Here is a 16,327-nt window from a genome sequence, read left to right as displayed (position 1 = left end):
ATTAGTGGTCTACCGCTTTTCTCAAAAATAAAACAAATGGTTGTATAATTTCGAAAGCAGTTTTCAACTTATTAACGATGGTTGGCTTAAAAAATTCTTTCTCATCTATTTTATATATAGCAATAATGCTTTTTAATTTTAATAACTCAATTTGAGGATGATCAATTTCATAGCCTTTTGGTGCTTTTTTCAATTTATCTTCCTCGCTTAATGTATAGGTATTTCTAAAATCTGGTGCGTTAATGATTGCTACAAACTCCGAAGCGTTGTAGTCAATTTCCTCTCTGATCATTTTTAGCACTTGCGTCTCAGGCTGCCAAAAGCCCACGCCAAAGAAACAGCTTCCCGGTTGTATGTGAAGATAATAACTTGGTGTGTGAGGCCCATATCCCTTTACATCGAAAGCGAGGCCATAATTCTTCTTATAAGGATCTTTGTTTTTACTGAAGCGAACATCCCTATAAATCCGCATAAGTACTTTCTTAGGCTCCGTATCTGCCGAGTATTGTGGGTCTATAGCCGAAAACTCTTTAATTAACAGAGCTATCATCTCTAATAAATCAGCCTTTGCATCTTCATACAACTGCTTATTTTCAGCAAACCACTCCCGGTTGTTATTTTGGGCTATTAACTCAAGAAACTCGAAGGTCTTTTTATTTAACATAACTTCAATTGTTTAAACTCATTCACGGTCAAAAGTTGCATTATATTTTATTTTTGGCGATAACCAATGCAATAAAATTATACGCGAATATCGATAATTGAATGGTGATAACAATAAAGAGACGATTAAAATAGAGACTACATAAATCCAAATAGCATCAAAATCTAACCTGCCTCCCGACAAGTAATAGGTTGCAAAACCGGCCGCGATCATTTCGGCCATATTCATCGCATAACTCACATACATAGCTGCATAAAAATAGCCTGGCTCTATTTCAAACCGTTGCTTACAGTGGCTACAGCTATAATTAGTCCGCTGAATATTAAACCCGTAAATAGTGCCAGTAAATATGTCGCCTCTTCTACATTTAGGGCATTTCCCCTTTATAAGTGCGTACAACTTGGTTGTTTTCTTCATTTTGGCTAAGGTTAGCCCTAAGAAACAAGCGTTTTTTTACGGTAATTACGATACCATAATAAGCCTATGCCTGCGATCAAAATATAAGGGAATACTAATAGATAAATAATGCCGTCATTAAGGCCTTTACCTTGCGTGTTACCATTTTTAGTTCCCTGTTCGGCACTAATGGTACACATAGAGCATTGCGCATTTGCTTGAGGAACAATAGCAAATGTTGAAACCAGGATAAATAGTATAAAAATTACACGTTTAAACATGAAGGCAAATATACGGATTAACTTTTGCGAGATATAAACATTATGTCATAAAAAATCCCTTTTACGCCCTGCCTTAATTTTCACACAGAAATAGAAAGTTCGCTTTTATCTCCCAATTCTTTGCCTATTATTAAATTATCATCTTCTCGTCAGGTAATATCTTCAGAACCCCTAGCCCCCCTTTGTAGCAGGACGACATCCTTAAATAGGCATCGGAAACGACGAATATCATACTCAAAGGCAGGTCGCATACAGCCTAAAAGCAATGGTACACCTCTAAAAAAAGGAGCAGAAAATCATTTTTCTACTCCTTTCTGTGCGACTTTTCGTTACCTCCCTTATTAGTCAAGGAATTTAAGGGACAACTAACAATTACAATTGCCCATAAATAAATGAATTTGAGTTGCCTGTACGATACAGACCACCAATATTTGTAACTGCTGGATTACTACTTACTACCCAGTCAATTTTGAAGGGACCTGTAAGCATATAATCAGCTAAAGGTTTAATCTGAGCCGCCCTTGTTGGCCAGTTTACATTGGGAATAGGGTTATCTCCGAGTGTGATTATATCACCAACTTTAGTATAGGTATAGGCTGCAGAGGCGACAAATGCCGAACTTCCTGAAGTATAATTAACCTCTACCGTGAAAGTACTATTACTTGATAAAATAAACGCTGTTGATACAACTGCTCTACCCGAACTAATGAAGAGTGCGAGCATTTGATTGTAGACTGCCGTGAACTCAGAATTTACTCCCGCAACTAAGCCCGTATTAGGGATAGTAATTCTCTTGTAAGGGAAAGTTGTCGGGAAACCAAACAAAGCAGCTAAAGGAGTTAAAGGTGTAGGGTTTGACTTAATTACATATTCAACTCCATGATCATCATAAAATGCCATAGTTGCATTATCCTTAAATGTAACTTTAACCATCTTCACTCCATTTATTAACAAACCCGTACCCAATAAATCAATTCCATTTAATGTATAAGCAAATTTACCAGTACCTGCCAAAACTTCTCCCGAGGGTGCAAGTCCAGACAATTCTATTCTTTTACCTAATGTTAAACTATTTGTCGTATTAATTGAAACCCCGATCTTCGCTAGTTGAGCTCCCCCACCTGTTTCTATATAAGGATTTTTGATACCAATGAAAAAACCGTTAACCTTATCAATTGCCGTTTTATACCCTCCTGCTTCGTAGGCAGCCTTTTGGGCTGCTGTAGCTTTTACCATTGCTAATGTTTGTCCATATTTTTTACCTTTAAAAATCATGCTGTCAGCCGTGCTTCTTAAATGTAAAAACTCTAGATCACTTTTGAATCCTGAACCTGCTGCTCCACCAAAAACAGCTGGTACAGGGTCTGCCAACATAGAAATATAATTAAACGTATCAAAAATTAACTCGGTCCCTAATACCGTTTTAAGTCTATAAGTTGAAGCCATACTAGTTCCAATTGAATTTGTATTCAAATCCGCGTACATCTTAACGTTTTCATTGGCATCAAAATTCATATAAAACCCGTATCCACCACCCGCCTGCGTAGGCAGTGTGGCGATCCATCCGTTTGCTGAGCTTAATAGATTTGTTCTTACCTCAGTTATCGATTGAGTTAGTCTTACTTCAGGTTTTTCATCAAAAATTAGTATTTCCGACTCTTTACAGCCAGTTAAGACTAGCAATACTGTACATAATATTATTAATTTCTTCATATCATTATTTTAGTGTAATAGGTCCGTAAAAATAATTTGTCGAGGCTCCACTCACTGAAAAACCCGCAAAAGTTCTATAAAGTGGGCTCGTTGGGCCAATGCCCGACGGCAACCAAGAGGCGATAAATGTCCTATTCGTTAAATAAGGCAACATGTAAGTTTCAAACGCAGGTAACGTAGCTGAGTTTTGACCGTTGTTGTATGTTGTCCCCGTTCCTTCCGGCATAACTTTCTGGAATGTTATCTCGCCTGTAGTCGTATTCACATTATAAGTAAAATTGTAGTCTGCATTTAAAGTAGAAGTCCCACTAACGTATTCAATTCTAAAAGTCATAGTAGTTCCACTTGTAAATATAAATTGGAAGTTCTGCAATACGCGAGGCGCAACAATCATTGCTTTATAGTTATTAAACAAGGTGGTAAAGGCCGCAGAAGCCCCATAAGTGGCATAGTGTGTAGCGCCAGGATCATAAACTAAGGTATTTACCTTATTGCTCTTTAAATAAATAGGAAAAGTCGAACTAACATCAACTGGATCTGTAGCCCCATAAACCGTTTTTAAAACTGCCTGGACTTCATTTTGCAAAGCTTTAAAATCGATATTATAATAATCTTTATAATACCCGTATACCAATTTTTCTTTCTCTCGTAATTTAGCCGCTGCGGTTACGTTTGTGGTTGACAAAAAGTTTTCAAAATAAACCTGACCTTCTACTAGTAAAAAAGCCACCATTTCAGCAAAATCCTCACCAAAAGAACTTCTTGAATATTGCGAAATAAAGCCCAACTCTTTCGCCACGGCTGCTGTATTTGCTGATCCGGTCCAATCTGCAGAGTATTCAGCTTTCGATATTTGCTCAAAAGCCGGCGGGATAATGATATTCTGATTCAAGATGTGCGTAAATTCATGATGTATAGTTCTTATTTTTCTTTTTACATCACTGGCGCTGCTAAAATTCAAGCTGTTCAATTCATATAAAATTACTGTCCTACCTGCGTCGGCAGATCCTAATGTAATAGAACCATTCGTGTTATAAGAAGGAGATCCATAGAGTACGAATTGTTTAGGTGTATAGGTCTTAATAAAAGTCTTTCCTCCTATTTTTTCGTATGGCTTTAAAAATGATTGCAATACTGCATTCATCATTGGTTCAACTTTATTTAAGGCAACGGGTGACAAATCTCTGTTTACATCTGTCAAATTTCGTTCAAAACGATATACTGTCTGTATATTATACGGACTTTCCAAATTATTAAGCAACCAAGTATCAATAGGCCCTTTTACATAAGTATCCGTATTGTACTTGGTGAGATCTACATCTAAATTCTCTTCCTTTGTGCAGGAATAAGCAACAAAAACAAGAGCAATCATTATTAATTTATATAATGTCTTTTTCATAATTATCTTGGGTTTAAGGCAACACCTGCAATTTGAGCTTCCTTTGGTATTTGGAACATTCTCCTGTTATCATTCGGTTCTAAAGTTACGAAGGTCTCCACCCCTGTTACCGACAACTGATTATGCTTCACCGGCAAATGATGTCTTAGAATATCAAACCAACGCATTCCTTCGCACATCCATCCAATTTGTTTAAATTGCAATACAGTTTTAATTAACGCATCTTTATCATCTGCAACATTAAAAAAAGCTTTGGCTTTCGCCAATGTTACCGCATGTGTAGTTGGATTATAACCTGTAATACGCACCGAAGCAAAGGTGTTCAAATCCGCCAACGCCAAATCAAACTGACCTTGCTGGGTATATGCTTCTGCTCGGTTCATTAAACCCTCATCAGTAATAAACATAGGCTGCATTAAATAGGGCAAACCAATTCCAGCAGCTACATTTGTATAATGGAAATACTCTTTGAATACATAGGTTGTGTAATTGTTATCCGACCATCTTAAACCTTTATTGTAAAATCTGGCACCAGTAACGGTTAATCCATTGTATAAATTCTGAAAAACACTAGTGCCAAAGCCATACCTAGTGGTACCACCTACAGAACTTCTCTGGTAAGTTGAATACGTTTCTCCCAAAAGCACGTTATAACTTTTGTCTGCTTTGGTTACTTCTGTTTGAAACTCCGCAGAAGTATAGTTGGTTAAAGTTGTGTTCCATGGTCTTAAATTACCCTCATAACTTCCATTTGGAACCATGAGATTTGAATGTTGAATTACTTTATCCCAATTCCCTTTAAATAGATAAAATCGAGAAGCAAAGGCATGAGCCGCTGCTGGTGTAAAATGATATTTTGGAACCTTCCAAGTCCCACCCTCAAGTAATGGCAAACCCTCTTCTAAATCCTTCTCTATTTGTGCATAAACAGTGGCAACCGTTCCTCTTTCATATTGAGGTAACGTTGTTGTTTCTGGAGCTAGTACATAGGGTATTCCAGGAGAGTCATTTGCTGACCCAATGGTATATTCTTTGGCAAAAAAGGTAACCAACATAAAATGAGAATAGGCCCTGGCCACCAAGGCTTCACCTTTATAAATTCTCGCCTCGTTACCAAATTTATGCTTCTCAATCGCTTCCAAAGCCTGATTAGCATTACTAATAGCGGCATAACATGCGTTCCAATATTGCGTAGGAGTATTGTTTCCAGTCTCCACAATGTCTTGCCAGTTGTAAAGACTTACAAATGGTTCGTTGATGTGGCCAACTCCAAATCCCTTATCTACAACATTGTCAGAATAGGTTTCGGCCATAGCCAAGTAATTGTTCTTAGGATAAGCCGATACCAATAATTGAGCTACTTTGTCAATTGTATTAATCTCTGCCCTCATATCCGGGCTTTGATCCAAATACTTCTTACATGAAGTAAATAGTACCGCAGTTCCTATTAATAGTAAAATATATTTATTTAATCGTTTCATAATTCAAATTTTAAAATCCAACCTTTAAAGAAAGCGTGTATTGTTTTGGTATCGGCATTGCCACTCCCCCGTTATTAAAGAATTCCGGATCAGCCCCATTTAACTTTTTATCTGAATATAATAATGCAACGTTATTCCCAACTATCGACAACTGTGCGTTTGCCAAGCCAACTTTAGAGCTTAGTTTAGCTGGTAAGAGATAAGAAAAACTGATGTTCTTTAGTCGAACAAAATCTCCTTTGGCTACCCTTTGATCGGAATAATTATATGCATTATATGGATATGCTGGATTTACAACTGTAGTTCCATCTGGTCTATAAATTCTAGACGCATTTGAAAACCTATCCATTATGGATGGAATATTGGTTACTTTTTCATCACCAGGCATAATCCATCTATTCAATAGATCCTTTGACATTGCCGTCATATCACTATAGGTAGAAGTGAATGTGGGTTGCAATCGTACATAGTTTCCTGTCGAAAAGGTAAACAAAGCCGATAATGTGAAGTTCTTATAACTAAATTGATTCCAAAAACCACCTGTAAAGATGGGATCTACAGGCCCATGATAGACTAAACTTTCTACGTTTGTATCCTGTAGAGGAATGTTTGTTTCATTTCTTACACCATTAAGCCCCACAAAGGTTGGATAGCCATATTGGGGATTTAAACCATCAAATTCAATAGAAAACAAGCCTCTTTGGGCATAGCCTTTTTTCGCTGCCCCCTCCGCTCTTACCAATGTCCAAATGTTCTGATCTATGTCTAAACGAGTAACCTCATTTTTGTTAAAACCAAAGTTAAACTGCGTTCTCCATTTAAAATCAGTCGTTTTCACAGGACTTCCTGAAACGGTTAATTCGTAACCATAGGCTTTCATTTCGCCATAATTAGCAAATTTAGTAAACTGACCGCCTATACCCGAAGTTCTAATCGCTCCAATTAAATCAAAAATATTTCTCTTATAATAATCAAACGTCAAGTTTATCTTATTATTAAATAGGGTTAAATCGGTACCAATATTTAATTCGTACAATTTTTCCCAAGTTAATTCTGAATTTTCTAAACTTGAAGTATAAATTTGAGATTCCTTTTCATTTTCATAAGGTCGATAGGTAACCCGGTTGTAGAACACAGCTGAAGAGTTGGTTGCGGCACCTAAACTACCTACTAGCCCGTAAGTTGCCCTTACTCTTGCACCCGAAATATAAGGCTTAACTCCCTTAAAGAAAGATTCCTGGTCAATATCCCATGCCCCAGAAACATTCCAAGTTGGTAGCCATCGAGCAACTTTAGACCTGCCCATTAAATTAGAACCATCATTACGAACAGTTGCATTAAAGCTATATCTTTCTTTAAAAGAGTAGGCAGCCCTTGCCATTGCCGCTAAAAACCTGTCGTATCCATACCCCATGCCATAATAAGGAGCGCCACCTTCAATAGCTTTCTTAAAATATCTATAATTCGGATTTACTAACCCTCCGTTATCATATTGATAACCAACCCCGTCAAAATTCGAATTCTGACGATCTGTATAGCGCATTTCATAAGAACCAAACACGTTTAATCGGTGATTTTCACCGAACTTCGAGTCAAATTCTAAGTTATTTCTAAGATAATAATTTAAAATATTATTATTATTCACGTTAAAAAAACCACCTTCTGGTAGCACTACAACCGATGGCTCATTCGGAAGATCAGGATCATCATATAAGAAGATATTCGCATCATTAACCGCAGGATTTGGATTTGCTCTAAAAGCTCCGGCCATGTTCGAGTTGCCTAAAATGTGATGTTGCCTCTCCGAACGTGCATATCTATAAGCCCCATCAATAGAGTAAGTTAGTTTTGATAAAATCTTATATTTCACCCCCGCCTGGACTTTCAAATCAAGCATTTGTAATTTAAGATAGTTATTTTGTAGCTCATTCATAATGTTAAATGGCGCATAGTTACGGGTAAAAAACTCTAGGCTTCCGTCCTCGGCATATGGCGTTAAAACACGACTTGTATTTAGAGAATAAGAATATGGGTTAATATCAAAATCTCTAGAGTACTGACCGTATACTGGATCAGATTGACGCGTTAAAGTTCCTGGAGAACGTTGATCACGGATAGATCCATTCATTAATAATTCAGCACTTAAGCGGTCGCTAACTTTAAATGAACTCCTCAAATTTGCTGTATAACGTTTAACGTTATCACCTAAGGTTTGACCGCTGTCATGTGTGTAACTTGTAGAAAAATATGTTTGCGATCTTGCTGTACCACTATTAACGCTTAATGAGTGCTCTTGAAGAAGTGAATTCTTAAACAGGATGTCAAACCAATCTGTATTGGCACTGGCATACCTACTTAAAAAATTAAGTCTGCTGCCTAGATTGTTATTTAAGGTAAACGAATCACTCCCAATATTATAATCGTACATCTGATTATACATTTTGTTGAAAACTCCACCATTTGAAGAATTTGCAAGGGAACTATGAGTATAATATCCCTTATTCTCCATTTCTAACAATACCGACATCTGCTCACCAGAGTTCATAATATCGAAATTGTTGTAATTTGGTTTTAAATAAGTAGTAAATGTGCTCGAATAGTTAATATTAGCCTTTCCTTCAGTATCTCGTCCTTTTTTAGTAGTTACAACAATAACCCCATTCATTGCTCTTGCTCCATACATCGCAGTAGCTGCAGCATCCTTCAAAATAGTAAAAGACTCGATGTCGTCAGGATTTAATCCAGCAACAGAAGAACCTATTAAGGTGCTCGCATCTCCAGTAGAAAGAGCCTCATTAGAAATGTTTATCACATCTTCTAAAATTATTCCATCAACAACCCATAAAGGTTTATTATCCCCAGACAAAGATGTAGCACCTCTCACTCTTATCTTAGGGGCAGCACCAAATGTACCGGATACATTTTGAACTGAAACACCGGCAGCTTGTCCTTCCAACATCCTACTAATATCTGGAACACCACTTCTTTCCGAATCTTTAGCGCTGATTTTTGTTGCAGAACCTGTAAATAATTTTCTATCCAAGGTTTGGTACCCCGTAGAAACAATATTGATCTCTCTTAGCTGGTTTGCATCTTCCTCAAAGTCAATATTAATTGTTCTTCTACCTCCTACTGCTACTTCCACTGTTTTATAACCCAAGTATTTAAATACCAAAATACTTGACTCATCTTTAACGGAAATCTGATACTCACCCTTCTCGTTGGAAGCCACAACAACATTTGTTCCTTTCACGAATATACTTACCCCCGGCACGCCAGTTCCCTCCTTTTTATCCTTAACTACCCCATTAATGATAATATCTTTTTTAATGGGCTTCACGGCGGGAACCTCAATCTTTAAGATCACTTGATTGCCAACTTGTCTATATCCGATATTTTTTTGCTTTAACGGCTCAAGTGATTCTTGAATAGTTCCTAGTTTCTCTGGCACTTCAATAATCATAGCTTTGCTGATTTCATCAGCATCGTAAACAAAGCTAACTTTATAAGCCAACTCTATCTTTTTTAAATAATTCTCTAATCTTTCAGGCTTCCATTTACCTTGCGATAATTCCGCATTGGCTAAAGACGTCCAAAAGATCGCAAACACAAGCAGTACCGTTCGGTAGCAATGCATTACGGCTTTTCTTTTGTAAAAATTTTTCTCCATAGTGGTTAATTTGTTTAGGGTGTTATTAAGTTGATTTGGTTGTTCTCTTTTTTAATTTCGAAACTATAGGCTGCCTTGAGTACAAGAAGTACGTCGTCCAAAGGTTGGTTAGTAAATCTTGCATTTAGCTTTTTTGAATGCTGTTTATTATCTTGAAGTTTAATCTCAATCTTATAATAATCAGTTAGCTGCCTACAAACCTCTTCTAAAGGAGTATCTACAAACACTAACTCCTTTGTTAACCAGGCATCCTCATTTTCGGCAGTTTTGGAAGAAACCTCTCTTTTTTTAACATCATAAGAAATAGCCTGACCAGCTGTTAGTATCGATGCAGCGGCAGACTTATAAGGCGAGAATGACACTTTACCTGTTTTAACCCCAAGGTTAATTGCGCTATCCGCTACCTCAATATTAAAAGATGTTCCTAACACAACCACTTCCGACTCGTTGATAGCAACTTTAAATGGATGTGCAACGTCTCTAATAATCTTAAAAAAAGCCTCTCCTTTTATCAGGGAAATTTCTCTCGTAGAACTATTAAACTTATCTGGATAAACTAATTCACTGCTACCTGCCAATATTACGACCGAACCATCTGGTAGCTTTACAGAATCAATTTGGCCACTACTGGTGGCTCTTACGAGGTAATTTGGTTTGTCACCATGAGAAAATATCCAATAACCCAGGGATAAGATTAATAAGGAAGCCGCAACACCTCTTATCCACACCATCGCAGATTGAGGTTTTGAGGCATTTTGAGGCAAGTTGTTTTTTAACCTTTTAGCAGCGTCCGCTACGTTTATTTCTTCCAGAACTCCTGCTTTTGCTGATTGATGCCATAATCTTTCCATAGAGGAAAAGTATGCCTCGTTTTCTGAAGATGCCGAACGAAACGCTGCGACTGCTTGTTGGAGTGTTTCATCAGAAGTGTTATTCAAATAGCGAGTTATCAGCGCCAACGACTCATCGTTTATAAGCATATAATGTGTATTTATATGCTATGACAAACGGAAACCTAAAAACCCCTAGCTGGTTTAAAAAATTAATTTAATACAGAAATAAACTAATTATAAAGCGCCCAGTTGTTGATTTCCCTTCCGTAAAAGACTTTCGAAGTGTTTTTAAAGCTAATGCAATGTGATTCTCCACGGTCCTTTCTGAGATCTGAAGCATCTCAGCTATCTCCCTATATTTCAAGCAATCAAATCGATTCAATTTAAATATTCTCTTACATTGAGGAGGGAGCTTGTCAATTTCGCGGTGTAGAAGAACTATTAACTCGTTCTCGTCGTCAGTATCTACTAAATACCCATCGGTAAAATTTGCCGCTATCTTTTGATGATGATGTTCAATATTTTTCTGCCTATTTAAATGGTTAATGGAAGCGTTTATGACTGATTTGTACATATAGGCCTTTATAGACATTACATGTTCTAAGTCCTCCGGACTTTCCCACATCTTCAAAAAAACGTTTTGAACAATTTCTTCGGCTATAAAAGCGTCCTTTACATACTTATGCGAGGCTAAAAGGAGCTTTTGAAAAAAACTTGTATAAAATTGGGTAAAAGCTAAAGTCTGCCCTTTATTGACAATATTAAACAAATCTTTACCGGTTGCAATCTCCACTGTTGAACAATTATAATAATGTTGTTACGTTCTAATATAGGCATTATCGTTAATAATGCACGGTAAAACAACAGAATTTAAACAACTGTAGATTTTAAAAATTATAATACGGAGAAATCATTACATACACAATCACACCAGTTACCGCCACATATAACCAAAGCGGAAAAGTAATTCTTGCAATTCTCTTATGCTTATCAAATCTTTGCGCTAAAGCCCTCACGTAAGTAACCAATACAAACGGAATAATGATAACCGACAAGCAAATATGTGTGATCAAAATGAAATAATATACATAGCGAATTGCACCCTCACCACCAAATGCAGTGGAATTAGCCGTCATATGATAGGCTACATACATTCCTAAAAACACTACCGAAAGAAAAATAGCAAACTTCATCAAGTATTCATGAAGTTTTCTTCTTCCATTCTTGATGGCCCAAACAGCAGCAATCAATACAATGGCAGTTATTCCGTTAATCGTTGCATAAATCGGTGGTAAAAACGACAAAGGTTTCACATCGTAACCCAGCTTTCTTAAATTAACACCAAAAAGCATCGCAACAACCAAAGGTATCGCTACCGATAACACGATGATCCAATTGTTATATTTTTTCTCTATTGTTGATTCCATTTTTCTATTTTTTGTTCATTATCTCCCATCTCTCATATTCCTCAACTCCTCGGCAATCAATACCTTAATCTCATCATCTAATTTAGAAAGCGCTTCGTTATTAGTCGCTTCATAATAACCTCTTATCCGGTGTTGGGAGTCGACCAAAACAAATAAATTACTATAAGTGAATTTCGTTTCGCCACCTTTAACATCTTTAACCGCATCCAAAAACAGGCCCTTATTAATCAGTTGATATACCGCTGTACTATCCCCTGTTAATAAATCCCACCTATCGTGGTTGGCTGCTATCGTCTCCCCGTATTCCTTTAATACCTCAGGAGTGTCTTCTGTTGGATTAATACTCACACTCAAAAAGTGAAGCATGGTATTACTGGCATACATCTTCGAAAATCCTGCCATTGCCTTACTTGCATAATCAACTGCAACACCTCTATCTGTCGCATGAAAAAGATCTATTAAAAAGATCTTACCGGCCCGCTTGTTCCAACTTATTGGAGCACCAAATTGATTTGTTAACTTAAAATCACCAATAGTGTGATAGATGGTGTCGGGAACATCCTTACCCCTCACAGAGTGGAAGGTTTTCGCCACTTCTTTGGGGCCATAAATGGCGAGGGGCTTATACCTGTTTTTCCCTTTTTCCTGAAGTAAATAATACAAAAATCCTGGTACCGCTAGAATGGTAACCAGGATTAATATTTTTTTTATGTTACTAGAATTCATTAAACTTGAAACACGTGATCGTGTATATAGCTTCCCTCTACCAACATTAAAACAATAAAGTAAATAATGAAGATGAAGGAAACTGTTAAAGCAAGTTGCAATCCCAATTTCTCAAACTTCAAGTGCATAAAATAAGCTACAATATAAAAGGCCTTTAATAAAGTTAAGCCAATATAAATATAGTTCCCAACGTGCTGGGTCATGTATCCGTTAGGGATTACCCATAGTGCGATAATAAATTCGATTACGGTAATTAATAGTAGTATTCCAAATACCGACCAAATTTTCTTTTTTGTCATTCCTTCATGCTCACCGTGTGCATGCTCTTCTGTATGTATATTGTGCTCTGACATAATATTTTTATGATAACGTAATAATTAAACCAAGTAAAAGAAGGTAAATACAAACACCCACACTAAATCTACAAAGTGCCAGTACAATCCTACTTTTTCCACCATTAAGTAATGACCGCGTCTTTCGAATGTTCCATTAATCGTCATGATTAATATGATGATATTAATGATTACCCCACTAAATACGTGGAAACCGTGGAAACCTGTAATGGTAAAAAACAAATTAGCAAATTGTTGAGCCGCTACTGCTGATACTGGACCCTTAAAGAAATGGGTTAATTCTTCTGCCGAAGGGATTGTTCCCCACCAAAAACCGTCGTGGTGTAAGTGCGTCCATTCTATCGCCTGACAGCCCAAAAACATAAAACCGCCAATAATCGTAGCTACCATCCACCAGATAACTTCCTTCTTGGCTTTTCTATGACCCGCTTCTACGGCCAAAACCATCGTCACAGAACTCATAATTAAGATAAAGGTCATGATCCCTACAAAAACCAAAGGATAACCATGATCACCTATCCCAGGGATAGATTGGAATACCAGATCAGGCGAAGGCCACGTAAATTTTGTGAATCTTTGCGCTCCATAATATATCAATAATGAAGAGAAAGTAAAGGCATCTGATAGTAAGAAAAACCACATCATTATTTTGCCATATTCTACCGACCATGGAGAATGGCCACCAGCCCATGCAGTGGTTTTAACTTGATCTAATTTCGATAATGAATCCATTTAGTAATCGTATAATAGTTTGTTAAAAATTCTAACTGTTCAAAAGTAAAAAAACATACAGATATATCCATAAAATATCTATAAAATGCCAAAAAATAGCAGCAATTTCTTGACGGTAAACGGCTTTCTCTGTTGATAGTGCTTTGTAAGTCCCGATTAAGCTATTTACAATGATACAAAGACCTGCAAAAATGTGTAATAGGTGAAACCCAGACACGATGTAAATCATCGAGATAGCCGCATTATTATTGATCATTGCAGCTCCACTTTGATATAAGGCCGACCAGGCATCAAACTGCAAATAGGCAAAAGCAAGGCCAAGCCCTAAGGTAATCCATAGCCAAGTTCTTTGCATGTTAATCTTATTACTTTTCAATGCTCTTGTAGCTAGAAACAGAGTGATACTACTTGCTACCAGTACCACCGAGCTATACATAAATACATCCGGCAATACCAAGCCGTGTCCCTTACCCTTCGATGCTGAAAATACAATATAGTAACTCGTCCACCCACCAAACATAATGGTTGACGAGACCACAAATAACCACATGATAAACTTCTTTGGTTTAGCATCAAATTTTACATTCTGCTCTGCTGTAAATTCCATGTTATATTTTTATATTAAATAATAAGATGAGTTGTACCAATGGGATATAAAAAAAAGAACAAAACATCACTTTTCTGGCACTGGCCAAATCCATTTTAACCATTAGCTGATAAGCATACCAACTAAATAATAATCCTGCTATAATAGATACCCCTGCAATGTAGTAACCACCAAAACCATAAAAGGTTGGCAATAAGCTTACGGGTATTAAAATAAGTGTACTCACAAACGTAAAAATCGCACTCGTTCTATCGCGCTTCTTTGTCGGCAACAACCTAAAGCCTGCCTTTTTATAATCATCGTCCAAAACCCATGCAATAGCCCAAAAGTGAGGAAACTGCCATACAAACTGAATTAAGAACAAGATTACGGCAATTTGGTAGTCCACTGCCACATAGCCTATTTCCGACTGACGGCTACCAATTGCAGCGATATAACCAATAAGAGGAGGTAAAGCCCCTGGTATAGCACCTACAAAAACCGATATAGGCGATTTGCGCTTCAAAGGCGTATAAGCAAAAGCATATAATAAGATCGAAAAAACCGATAGCATACCGGTCTCAAGATTTAATTTAACCAATAGCGAAGTACCTGCAATTCCCATGATCAAACCCAGTACCAATCCTTGTCCGGTAGTCATCCTACCAGCAGGCATCGGCCTATCCTTCGTTCTCGTCATTAGTCTATCTAAATCAACCTCAATAATCTCATTGAAACAATTCGCAGCCCCCGTTACCAAGAAACCTCCAATTACTAGAATTAACCAATTCGTCCAATCAATCCCTTCCACTACCCCTCTTTCAATCTGAATTCTCGAGCCGATTAAAAAAGTAACCGAAGCAGAAAACACCACTAAAAATGTTAGTCTGAACTTGATCAATTTAGAAAAGTCTGAAAAAAACTGTCTCAATTTTAATTAGTTTTAGGTTTATAGGTCGACGTTCTATACACTAAAAGGTATAGGTAATATTGTAAGCTAAATAGCAAAGTCGAAAACAAAATATGAATCGCCTGTGCATAAGGTGGTAATGATAAATAAGCTAGCAAAAATCCACTTGCCAACTGAATAACTAATACTACGATAATATAATTTGCAGCCATCAAAGGTAATGCTTTCCCACTAAAGCGATCAATTACCATTTTATAAACTACAAAGTTGCAGATCGTTAAAAATATCGCCAAATCTCTGTGGTATGAAAACTCAACGCCGAGTTCCGCAATCCAGGTATCTCTGCCTCCAAACTGTAATGATTTAGCAATGGAGTCAATGTGTTCCCTCACTTCCGTTCCCAATACAATCTGCACAATACTTACCACAATTGTAAATACCAAAAATCCCTTTAACCAAGCAATGCGATACATAATCACACTTCTTTGTTGATGTAATTGCTTAGCATAGTTGTAGGTATAAATTGCAATTGCCAAAATAACCAGGGCCAATAACATATGCACGGTAACTATCCATTGCGTTAGGTTTGTCGAAACAACGATAGATCCTAACCAACCCTGGTAACCAACTACAAAAATATTCAGTAGGCTAAGTATAAGTATCCTTTTAGCTGTTTTGCGATAAGCGAAGGCATAGCCTGCCGTTATCAATAAAAATATCCCTAAAGTAGCACCGGCTAAACGATTCACATACTCTGTCCAGGTCTTCGCTGCATTAAATTCTTCTGGTACGGTAATACTTTGATCCTTTCTAATCTTGTCAGCCAATTCGGCTTTACCCATACTTTCCAAATACTTCGCAAAACGTTCATTTTTGGCAAGTCGCTCAGCAACGTACTTCTCTTTGTAATTAGCCGGCAATTGAGATACATCCGTAGGCGGAATATATTGGTCGAAGCATTTTGGCCAATCGGGGCAACCCATTCCTGAGCCTGTGCTCCGCACTATTCCTCCAGCCAAAATAACCAACAGTGTCACAACAATGGTGATAAAGTTTAACCTAATAAATCTACTTTCAGATTTAGTAATCATTTGATGGGTAATAGATAAAAAAAATAAGGTATCTGATGTAAGTTATACTTCAGCAGATACCTTAT

At 37.1% G+C, this 16,327-nt stretch carries 16 protein-coding genes; all 16 read right to left on the bottom strand.

Annotated elements, in window-relative coordinates:
• Position 1 precedes the first annotated feature (1 nt).
• Positions 2-664 carry a DUF2461 domain-containing protein gene (locus BM207_RS01875; protein WP_090991854.1) on the bottom strand — a complete coding sequence of 221 codons (663 nt, stop codon included), beginning with the start codon at positions 662-664 and terminating at the stop codon, positions 2-4.
• Positions 665-682: 18 nt separating this feature from the next.
• Complete coding sequence (locus tag BM207_RS01870; RefSeq protein ID WP_090991853.1) at positions 683-1,081, bottom strand: DUF983 domain-containing protein; 399 nt, start codon at positions 1,079-1,081, stop codon at positions 683-685.
• 17 nt (positions 1,082-1,098) lie between these two features.
• Positions 1,099-1,341: a hypothetical protein gene (locus BM207_RS01865; protein ID WP_090991852.1), complete on the bottom strand. Its 243-nt coding sequence runs from the start codon at positions 1,339-1,341 to the stop codon at positions 1,099-1,101.
• A gap of 372 nt (positions 1,342-1,713) precedes the next feature.
• Positions 1,714-3,054 (bottom strand): DUF4302 domain-containing protein, encoded by a 1,341-nt coding sequence (locus BM207_RS01860; RefSeq protein ID WP_090991851.1) that lies wholly within the window; start codon positions 3,052-3,054, stop codon positions 1,714-1,716.
• Positions 3,055-3,058: 4 nt separating this feature from the next.
• A complete protein-coding gene (locus BM207_RS01855; RefSeq protein WP_090991850.1) occupies positions 3,059-4,453 on the bottom strand; it encodes a substrate import-associated zinc metallohydrolase lipoprotein in 1,395 nt (464 codons plus the stop codon).
• Positions 4,454-4,455: 2 nt separating this feature from the next.
• Positions 4,456-5,934 carry a RagB/SusD family nutrient uptake outer membrane protein gene (locus BM207_RS01850; protein ID WP_090991849.1) on the bottom strand — a complete coding sequence of 493 codons (1,479 nt, stop codon included), beginning with the start codon at positions 5,932-5,934 and terminating at the stop codon, positions 4,456-4,458.
• 10 nt (positions 5,935-5,944) lie between these two features.
• Complete coding sequence (locus BM207_RS01845) at positions 5,945-9,604, bottom strand: SusC/RagA family TonB-linked outer membrane protein (protein ID WP_090991848.1); 3,660 nt, start codon at positions 9,602-9,604, stop codon at positions 5,945-5,947.
• 14 nt (positions 9,605-9,618) lie between these two features.
• A complete protein-coding gene (locus BM207_RS01840) occupies positions 9,619-10,584 on the bottom strand; it encodes a FecR family protein (RefSeq protein WP_090991847.1) in 966 nt (321 codons plus the stop codon).
• Between the two features lie 67 nt (positions 10,585-10,651).
• Positions 10,652-11,230, bottom strand: coding sequence for an RNA polymerase sigma-70 factor (locus BM207_RS01835; RefSeq protein ID WP_090991846.1), 579 nt, complete (start codon positions 11,228-11,230; stop codon positions 10,652-10,654).
• 94 nt (positions 11,231-11,324) lie between these two features.
• Positions 11,325-11,864: a DUF420 domain-containing protein gene (locus BM207_RS01830; protein WP_090991845.1), complete on the bottom strand. Its 540-nt coding sequence runs from the start codon at positions 11,862-11,864 to the stop codon at positions 11,325-11,327.
• Positions 11,865-11,882: 18 nt separating this feature from the next.
• Positions 11,883-12,590 carry an SCO family protein gene (locus tag BM207_RS01825; RefSeq protein WP_090991844.1) on the bottom strand — a complete coding sequence of 236 codons (708 nt, stop codon included), beginning with the start codon at positions 12,588-12,590 and terminating at the stop codon, positions 11,883-11,885.
• The gene (locus BM207_RS01820) at positions 12,590-12,943 is read right to left on the bottom strand and encodes a cytochrome C oxidase subunit IV family protein (RefSeq protein WP_090991843.1); all 354 of its coding nucleotides are present in this window, start codon (positions 12,941-12,943) and stop codon (positions 12,590-12,592) included. Before BM207_RS01820 ends, BM207_RS01825 begins: the two co-directional genes overlap by 1 nt.
• 24 nt (positions 12,944-12,967) lie before the next feature.
• On the bottom strand, positions 12,968-13,675 hold the full coding sequence (locus BM207_RS01815; protein ID WP_090991842.1) for a cytochrome c oxidase subunit 3: 708 nt from the start codon (positions 13,673-13,675) through the stop codon (positions 12,968-12,970).
• Positions 13,676-13,706: 31 nt separating this feature from the next.
• Positions 13,707-14,282, bottom strand: coding sequence for a cytochrome c oxidase subunit 3 (locus tag BM207_RS01810; protein ID WP_090991841.1), 576 nt, complete (start codon positions 14,280-14,282; stop codon positions 13,707-13,709).
• Position 14,283: 1 nt separating this feature from the next.
• Positions 14,284-15,192, bottom strand: a complete 909-nt coding sequence (cyoE, locus tag BM207_RS01805) for a heme o synthase (RefSeq protein WP_090991840.1) — start codon at positions 15,190-15,192, stop codon at positions 14,284-14,286.
• A 2-nt stretch (positions 15,193-15,194) separates the two neighbouring features.
• A complete protein-coding gene (locus BM207_RS01800; RefSeq protein ID WP_090991839.1) occupies positions 15,195-16,262 on the bottom strand; it encodes a COX15/CtaA family protein in 1,068 nt (355 codons plus the stop codon).
• Positions 16,263-16,327: the final 65 nt, after the last annotated feature.

It is taken from the genome of Pedobacter insulae, assembly GCF_900113525.1.
Lineage (GTDB): Bacteria > Bacteroidota > Bacteroidia > Sphingobacteriales > Sphingobacteriaceae > Pedobacter > Pedobacter insulae.
The sequence above is the reverse complement of the archived record's forward strand: the minus strand, read 5'-3'. Positions and strand labels throughout refer to the sequence as shown.

Excerpts from the sequence above, each read along its gene's own strand:
- BM207_RS01830 (WP_090991845.1), bottom strand. The coding sequence starts at position 11,864 with ATGGAATCAACAATAGAGAAAAAATATAACAATTGGATCATCGTGTTA.
- BM207_RS01825 (WP_090991844.1), bottom strand. The coding sequence starts at position 12,590 with ATGAATTCTAGTAACATAAAAAAAATATTAATCCTGGTTACCATTCTA.
- BM207_RS01850 (WP_090991849.1), bottom strand. The coding sequence starts at position 5,934 with ATGAAACGATTAAATAAATATATTTTACTATTAATAGGAACTGCGGTA.
- BM207_RS01875 (WP_090991854.1), bottom strand. The coding sequence starts at position 664 with ATGTTAAATAAAAAGACCTTCGAGTTTCTTGAGTTAATAGCCCAAAAT.
- BM207_RS01820 (WP_090991843.1), bottom strand. The coding sequence starts at position 12,943 with ATGTCAGAGCACAATATACATACAGAAGAGCATGCACACGGTGAGCAT.
- BM207_RS01860 (WP_090991851.1), bottom strand. The coding sequence starts at position 3,054 with ATGAAGAAATTAATAATATTATGTACAGTATTGCTAGTCTTAACTGGC.
- BM207_RS01865 (WP_090991852.1), bottom strand. The coding sequence starts at position 1,341 with ATGTTTAAACGTGTAATTTTTATACTATTTATCCTGGTTTCAACATTT.
- BM207_RS01810 (WP_090991841.1), bottom strand. The coding sequence starts at position 14,282 with ATGGAATTTACAGCAGAGCAGAATGTAAAATTTGATGCTAAACCAAAG.
- BM207_RS01840 (WP_090991847.1), bottom strand. The coding sequence starts at position 10,584 with ATGCTTATAAACGATGAGTCGTTGGCGCTGATAACTCGCTATTTGAAT.
- BM207_RS01845 (WP_090991848.1), bottom strand. The coding sequence starts at position 9,604 with ATGGAGAAAAATTTTTACAAAAGAAAAGCCGTAATGCATTGCTACCGA.
- BM207_RS01870 (WP_090991853.1), bottom strand. The coding sequence starts at position 1,081 with ATGAAGAAAACAACCAAGTTGTACGCACTTATAAAGGGGAAATGCCCT.
- BM207_RS01800 (WP_090991839.1), bottom strand. The coding sequence starts at position 16,262 with ATGATTACTAAATCTGAAAGTAGATTTATTAGGTTAAACTTTATCACC.
- BM207_RS01815 (WP_090991842.1), bottom strand. The coding sequence starts at position 13,675 with ATGGATTCATTATCGAAATTAGATCAAGTTAAAACCACTGCATGGGCT.
- BM207_RS01855 (WP_090991850.1), bottom strand. The coding sequence starts at position 4,453 with ATGAAAAAGACATTATATAAATTAATAATGATTGCTCTTGTTTTTGTT.